The organism is Stenotrophomonas sp. 2YAF22, assembly GCF_052114665.1.
In the GTDB taxonomy this organism is placed as follows: Bacteria; Pseudomonadota; Gammaproteobacteria; order Xanthomonadales; family Xanthomonadaceae; genus Stenotrophomonas; species Stenotrophomonas indicatrix.
In genome coordinates, this window is the sequence record NZ_JBFRFE010000160.1 from 1 (window position 1) to 7,507 (window position 7,507).

Sequence of the window (7,507 nt, forward strand, 5' to 3'; positions counted from 1 at the left end):
CCCCGGTCTTGCCGTGTGCGCAGGACAGCGCACACGAGCAAGGCGCCATCGAGCCCCCAGGGATGGGTTTACGGCGTGTCCTGCACGGCGATACCCTCCGCCTCCCCGCACATCAGGCAGGCGCCGCTTTGCTTTTGCACTTGCCGTTGCTCCGGCTTCGAAAAGCGGGCCGGCGGGCCGCAGGCCCGCCAGCGACAGAACTCACCCCGCCACGATGTACTGCTGCAGCTGATCCAGCTCGCGCCGCTGCGCATCGATCACCGACTTCACCAGGTCACCGATGGAAATCACCCCCAGTACCTGCCCGCCCTCGACCACCGGCAGATGGCGGATGCGGTAATCGGTCACCAGTTGCAGGCAGTGTTCCACCTGCTCAGCGGGACTCACTGTCACTACTTTCGCGGTCATGATCTCCGACACAGCGGTATCGCGCGACGAACGATCGTGTAGCACGATCTTGCGTGCGTAATCACGCTCGGACAGGATCCCGACCAGCCGGGGTCCGTCCATCACCAGCACCGCACCRATGCCCTTCTGCGCCATCAGCCGGATCGCATCGATCACCGCCGCGCCAGGTGCGACCGCATGCACTTCAGGGGACTTGCCGTCCAACAGTTGCCGTACCGACGTCATCTGCCTGCCCTCCCAGGGTGGGTTGCAGGTCCGAGTCTGCCACGGAAGGGGCCAACCATGCGTCAACCAGGTACAACGGCCGTTGCTTGGATTCCTCGTAGAGACGCCCCAGGTACTCACCGATCAGCCCCAGCGCGATCAACTGCACGCCCCCCAGGAACAGGATCACCGCCATCATGGTCGGCCACCCGGCCACAYGGTCGCCGTACATCGCCGCCTTGGCGATCACCCAGATGGCAAATACGAAGGCAACGCCCGCTGTGGCCAGCCCCATGTAGGTGGCCGCCCGCAGCGGGACCGTCGAAAAACCGGTAATGCCTTCCAGTGCGAAGTTCCACAGCCGCCACAGGCTGAACTTGCTGGTGCCGGCCAAGCGGGCGTGCCGGTGATACGGCACCGCCACGCGGCGGAAACCAACCCAGCTGAAGAGCCCCTTCATGAACCGGTGGCGTTCGCGCATCTCGCGCAGTGCGCTCAGCGCGCGCGGCGACAACAAACGGAAATCGCCGGTATCGGCCGGAATGGGCGTGCGCGAAAGGCGGCCTATCACCCGGTAGAACATCGACGCGGTCGCACGCTTGCTCCAGCTTTCACCGTCGCGCACCAGGCGGGTGCCGTAGACGTTGTCGTAGCCCTCCCGCCAACGCTCGACGAACTGCGGCACCAGTTCCGGCGGGTCCTGGCCATCGGCGTCGAGGATCATCGCCGCGCCTTCGCGAACCTGGTCCAGGCCGGCGGTCAGCGCGGCCTCCTTGCCGAAGTTGCGCGACAGCTTCAGGGCCGATACCCGCGGGTCAGTCTGGGCCAGCGACGTGATCAACGACCAGGTCGTGTCACTGCTGCCATCATCCACGTACAGGATGTGCCCATCGATTCCGACCAGGCCATCCAGTACCGCGCACAGCCGCGGATGCAGCTGGGGCAGTGCCAGTTCCTCGTTGTGCGCGGCGATGACGAAAGTAAGGCGTTCGCGAGTCATCGCGCGATTGTACGTGGTTGACGGGCGCGCAGCCCGTCAGTCAACGGTTCCAGGCACCTGCTTGCCGTACGAATACCGAGGTACCACCAGCACCGCTCGTGCCCCTCAGTCTTCCGCCAGATACCCCGCTCCACCCAGCTGCCTTGCCTGGCGCTGGATCCACGACGCACGCCGCTGCACGTAGGGGCCTGGCTTGGCCGCGTTGTAGCGGCGCGGCGCCGGCAGCACGGCCGCCAGACGTGCACTCTCCGCAGGGCTCAGCCGCGCGGCGTCCTTGCCCCAGAATGTCTGCGCCGCCGCCTGTGCGCCATACACGCCGTCGCCGAACTCGGCGATGTTGGCGTACATCTCCAGGATCCGCTGCTTCGGCCAGAAGGCTTCGATCAGCACCGTGTACCAGACCTCCAGGCCCTTGCGGATCCAGCTGCGGCCCTGCCACAGGAACAGGTTCTTGGCCACCTGCTGGCTGATCGTGCTGGCCCCGCGCAGGCGTCCGCCCCGCGCGTTGTGGTCGCGCGCCTTTTCAATGGCCTGCAGGTCGAATCCGCTATGGTCAGGGAAGCGCTGGTCCTCGGCGGCCACCAGCGAGATGGGCAGGCTCGGCGCCATCTGGTCAAGGTCCCGCCACTGGTAGTGCAGCCGGTAGGACCAGTCACCTTCACCCAGTGCCTCGCCGAAACGCCAGACCATCACCGTGGACAGCGGCGGATCGATGAAACGCAGCACCAGCACCTGCAGGCAGCTGAAAGCCACGAACAGCACCGGCAGCCACAGCAGCCGCTTCCAGCGCCAGCGCCTGCGCGGCGCCGTGTCGGCGGCGGCCACTACCTTGTCCTGCTCTCCCCCTGCCCCCATTACTGGTGCATCCTTCTTATGCCTGGTTGTCGGCGCATTATCCGGCAACCATCCCTGTTTCCGCGCGATGTGAGCCGATGACCGCCCAATCCGATTCCCTTATCCGTTTCCTGCTCCCCGACGCCGGTGTCCGTGGCGTCCACGTGCGCCTGCAGACCACCTGGCAGGACATCCAGTCCCACGGCGAGTATCCGGACAGTGCAACCGAGCTGCTCGGCGAGGCCTGCGTGGCGTCGGCGTTGTTCACCGGCCACACCAAGGTGGACGGCCGCCTGTCGATCCAGCTGCGCAGCAATACCGCCCTGCGCACCCTGTTCGCCGAATGCACCGCCGCCGGCACCCTGCGCGGCATCGTCCAGCTGGCTGAAGGCGGCGACGCCCCCCGCGACCTGACCGACCTGGGCCAGGATGCCCTGCTGGCCATCACCATCGAGAATCCCGGCCTGGATCCGCGTGAACCGCAGCGCTACCAGAGCCTGGTCGCACTGACCGCACCGGAACTGGATGAAGCGTTCGAGGACTACTTCCGCCAGTCCGAGCAGTTGCCGACGCGGCTGCTGCTGGCCGCCGGCCGCGACGGCGCTGCCGGCCTGCTGCTGCAGAAGCTGCCTGGCGACGAGGGCGACGACGACGGTTGGGCCCGCGCCAGCGCACTGTTCGACACCCTGGGCAAGGCCGAGCTGCTGGCCACCCCTGCCGAGGAACTGCTGCACCGCCTGTTCCACGAGGAGAAGGCAGAGCTGGTGGGTGACAAGGCCCTGTCCTTCGCCTGCTCCTGCTCGCGTGAACGGGTCGCCTCGATGCTGTTCTCGCTGGGCGAGGAAGAGGCCCGTGCCGCTGCCGAAGACACCGGCGCGGTGGACGTACGTTGCGAATTCTGCGGACAGGAGTATCACTTTCCGTTGACGGAGTTCGGCATACTGTTCCACGGTGCCCAGGGGGCTGTACCGGCACCTGAACGTCTTCAGTAAAAACGAATGAGTCTTGTATCTGGGGAGGAACAAGGCTTGTTAAGAATTCATAAACACCCTAGGATCGAGTTCCCGCCCCAGCGGGAACTTTCACTGTCCGTCCCTGTCTGAACTGGTCCGATGCGTACCTTCCTGCGTCTACCGCTGGCCCTGCTGATCGCCCTTGGCGCGATCACGGGCGTGCATGCGCAGAGCAAGGACACCCGCACCGTGATTCCGGTCTGGAACAAGGGCAGTGGCAAGGTCGAGGCCCTGCTGTATCTGGAACCGACCGGTGAACAGGCCGTCGGCGCACGCTGGCATTTCGGCCGCAATTCGCTCGATGCTGCGTTCGGCCTTTCCTCGGGCGACTCGCTGGGCCTGCTGTGCAACAGCAGCAGCGGCTCCAGCATCAGCGRCTTGGCCAGCCATTGCATGCTGGCCAGCCTGGGCGACGAGGACGACGCCATCGGCTCCAACCGGCGCCTGACCGGCACCGCCGCGCTCAACCGTGGCACCGGCCGCCTGGGAATCACTGCCGGCACTGGCCGCGAGACCCTGCCCGCCTGGCTGGCGACGCCCAGCAAGACTCCCTCGCTGCGCGCCGAACAGAATGACCTGACGGTGTTCGCACAGAAGAACATCGGTCGCGAAGGCTTTGTCTCCATCGCCGGCACGTATGCCAAGGCACGCCTGGTACCCCTGGCTGACGCCTCGCCGGCCATCGTCGACCGCTGGGACAGCAAGAGCCTGAGCCTGGGCGCCGGCTACGGCAATTTCAGTGGCAGCATCATCGGTCGCGTGGTTGACGTTCCCGGCAAGCCCGGCAAATGGGAAGGCCTGGGCATCGGCCTGACCTGGCGCACCCCGTGGTCCGGCCAGCTCACCGTCGGCGCGGAGAACGTCATCAGCCGCGGCAAGAACCCGTTCTCCCCGCGCAACGAAAGCAACGATGACGGCACCGTGCCGTACGTGCGCTACGAGCAGGATCTGTAGCCGCTCATCGACTGGTAACAAGCAGTGTTCAACATCGGGCGCCCTGGGGCGCCCGAATTGTTTCTGGACGCATCTGTCAAGTGCGAAAAGCACTCATCCGTTACAAACGGATACATCACGACATGCATCAACTGAAACTTTTTTGTGCTTCAAGGGCAGGCAGGCGCGGTTGCGCCTCTTCGCACATCCCGATAACTCGTTGAAATAAAAGAAATCAAGGCGCATTCATGTGTAACCACAGTGTGAATTAACACAGCTTTAATTTTTGGCGAAGGGCCGTTACTATCGATTCAGCCTCGCGATTTTGGAGCCTTCTTTTTTGGCCCCGCCGCGCAGGCACTACCCCAGCCAAGATTTCTTGGAGAGAGAGAGCCAATGAATTTCCAGTCCAACAAGCTGCGTGACGCTGTCGTCGTCGCGCTGATCGCCGGTGCGGCGACGTCCGTAACAGCCYAGGCGCAGGAAGCGACCAACCTGGATCGCATTTCGGTAACCGGTTCGCGCATCAAGAGCACCGATATCGAAACCTCGCAGCCGGTCCTGAGCCTGACCCGCGCCGACATCGAGAAGCAGGGCGTGACCTCGGTCGCCGACATCCTGCAGCGCGTTGCCGCCAACGGTGCCGCACTGAACCGTACCTTCAACAATGGCGGCGACGGTACGTCCGGCATCAGCCTGCGCAACCTCGGTGCCGAACGCACCCTGGTGCTGGTCAACGGCCGTCGCTGGACCACCGGCCTGGATGGCAGCGTCGACCTCAACACCATCCCGGTTGCGATGATCGAGCGGATCGACGTCCTGAAGGACGGCGCTTCGACCATCTACGGTTCGGATGCCATCGCCGGCGTGGTGAACATCATCACCAAGCAGAACTTCGACGGCGCCGAAGCGAACTTCTACAAGGGCCAGTACAGCCAGGGCGACGGCGAGCGCGAAGCGGCCGACTTCACCATCGGCACCACCACCGACCGCGCGTCGCTGGTGCTCGGCGTGTCCTACGTGAAGGAAGGCACCGTGATGGCTGGTGATCGCAAGATCTCAGCCGGTGGCCCGCCGTTCTTCGGCGGCCAGAGCAGCACCGGTATCCCGGGCTCCTACATCCGCGATGACGAGCGCTATGTACTCATCAACGGCGTGCAGACCCCGTTCGACAGCGACGTGCATGGTTACAACACCTCGCCGGACAACTACCTGCTGACCCCGCAGGAACGCACCTCGCTGTTCGCCACCGGTTCCTACAACGTCACCGACAACATCACCTTCCGTACCGAGGCGATGTACAACGAGCGCAAGTCCGAGCAGCTGCTCGCGGCGATGCCGGTGACCGGCCGTCGCCTGAGCGCCAGCAGCATGTACAACCCGTTCGGCGAGGACCTGACCGGCGTGAATCGCCGCTTCAATGAAACCGGCGGCCGTTCGTTCAACCAGAACGTCAAGAACTGGCACTTCTACGGTGGTTTCGAGGGCTTCTTCGAATTCGCCGACCGCAACTTCGACTGGGACGTCGGCTACCGTTACGACAAGACCGACCAGAACGACCTGACCTACGGCCTGTTCAACGTCCAGCGCTTGAACGAAGCCTATGGCCCGTCGGCAATGCAGGGTGGCCAGGCCGTCTGTCTGACCGCAGCCGGCGCTGTCATTCCGGGCTGTGTGCCGATGAATCCGCTGGGCGGGCTGGGCTCGATCTCGCAGGAAGCACTGGACTACGCCTCCTTCACCGCGCATGACTCGGCCAGCCTGGTTTCCAAGAGCTACTACGCCAACATCTCCGGTGAAATCGTGCAGTTGCCGGCAGGTGCGCTGGGCTTCGCAGCAGGTTATGAAGGCCGTAAGGAAAGTGGCCAGTTCGATCCGGACGCGTTCATTGCCGCTGGCCTGAGCACCGGCAACGGCGCGGCACCGACCAAGGGCGCCTACGACCTGGACGAGTTCTTCCTGGAATTGTCGATCCCGGTGCTGGCTGACCTGCCGGGTGCCAAGCTGCTCGACTTCAGCGTGGCTTCGCGCTACTCGAAGTACAGCAACTTCGGCAACACCACCAACAACAAGTTCGGTTTCCGCTGGAAGCCGATCGATGACCTGATGGTGCGTGGTAACTACTCCGAAGGCTTCCGTGCGCCGAGCATCAACAACCTGTATCGCGGCGACGCCGATTCGTTCGAAACCTATGCCGATCCGTGCTCGGCCTCCAGCGGTCGTCGCACCGGTGCGGTGGCTGCGCAGTGCGCTGCTGAAGGCGTACCGGCGAACTTCCAGCAGCCGGGTGCCGGCAGCGGCGCCAACAAGCAGACGCCGGAAGCGTTCACCTGGAAGTCCAACCCTGATCTGAAGCCGGAAACCTCGACCAGCAAGACGCTGGGCCTGGTGTGGAGCCCGAGCTTCGTTACCGGCCTGAACGTAACCGTGGACTGGTGGCAGATCGAGGTCGAAGACGCCATCACCCGTCCGGCGATCGGCGACATCATGGATCGCTGCTACGGTGGTTCACCGCAGGAACAGGCAGCCTACTGCGGCCTGATCACCCGCGACCCGACCTACGGCACCGCGACCCAGCGCTATACCATCACCAACGTCGACATGCCGCTGCAGAACCTGTCCTCGTACAAGGTGGAAGGCTGGGATGTGGGCGTCCTGTACAAGCTGCCGGAAACCTCGTTCGGCCAGTTCACCGTCAGCTGGGACAGCACCTATCTGTCCAAGTGGGACACCAAGTCCACCGAAGATGCTCCGGTCGACGGCCGTGCCGGTCGCTACCTCGACCAGGATCCGTACTGGCGCATCCGTTCCAACCTGTACGTCGACTGGTCCTACGGTGATTTCGGCGTGAACTACGGTCTGCGCTACAAGTCGGGCATGACCGAAGAATGTCCGTTCGATCCGGTGCGCGACTCCGACCTGGTGGGCTACTGCTCCGACGGCCAGAACGGCAAGAACCACATGGCATCGACCACCTACCACGACATCCAGGTGCGCTACAACACCCCGTGGAAGGGCACGATCATGCTGGGTCTGAACAACGCATGGGACAAGCAGCCGCCGGTCTCGTACTCGACCTCGTACAACATGTTCGACCCGCAGTACGACCTGCCGG

The 7,507-nt window shown here is 64.1% G+C and carries 6 protein-coding genes; 3 read left to right on the forward strand and 3 right to left on the reverse strand.

Annotated features, from left to right (window positions below; all coding sequences use genetic code 11):
* Positions 1-201: 201 nt before the first annotated feature.
* The 3 genes from AB4Y84_RS08550 to mtgA all read right to left on the reverse strand — a co-directional run bounded on the left by AB4Y84_RS08550 (position 202) and on the right by mtgA (position 2,467).
* Positions 202-633 carry a CBS domain-containing protein gene (locus tag AB4Y84_RS08550; RefSeq protein ID WP_223496196.1) on the reverse strand — a complete coding sequence of 144 codons (432 nt, stop codon included), beginning with the start codon at positions 631-633 and terminating at the stop codon, positions 202-204.
* Positions 593-1,612: a glycosyltransferase family 2 protein gene (locus AB4Y84_RS08555; RefSeq protein WP_442249992.1), complete on the reverse strand. Its 1,020-nt coding sequence runs from the start codon at positions 1,610-1,612 to the stop codon at positions 593-595. Before AB4Y84_RS08555 ends, AB4Y84_RS08550 begins: the two co-directional genes overlap by 41 nt.
* A gap of 105 nt (positions 1,613-1,717) precedes the next feature.
* The gene (mtgA, locus tag AB4Y84_RS08560) at positions 1,718-2,467 is read right to left on the reverse strand and encodes a monofunctional biosynthetic peptidoglycan transglycosylase (protein WP_223496198.1); all 750 of its coding nucleotides are present in this window, start codon (positions 2,465-2,467) and stop codon (positions 1,718-1,720) included.
* Between the two features lie 77 nt (positions 2,468-2,544).
* Between mtgA and hslO the strand changes: the two genes are divergently transcribed.
* From hslO to AB4Y84_RS08575, 3 genes are all read left to right on the forward strand, one after another.
* Complete coding sequence (gene hslO / locus AB4Y84_RS08565; RefSeq protein ID WP_442244898.1) at positions 2,545-3,438, forward strand: Hsp33 family molecular chaperone HslO; 894 nt, start codon at positions 2,545-2,547, stop codon at positions 3,436-3,438.
* Between the two features lie 120 nt (positions 3,439-3,558).
* The gene (locus tag AB4Y84_RS08570) at positions 3,559-4,413 is read left to right on the forward strand and encodes an XOO1806 family protein (RefSeq protein WP_442249994.1); all 855 of its coding nucleotides are present in this window, start codon (positions 3,559-3,561) and stop codon (positions 4,411-4,413) included.
* 375 nt (positions 4,414-4,788) lie between these two features.
* Positions 4,789-7,507, forward strand: a 2,719-nt coding sequence (locus tag AB4Y84_RS08575; RefSeq protein ID WP_442249995.1) for a TonB-dependent receptor plug domain-containing protein, incomplete at its 3' end; no start/stop codon positions are given.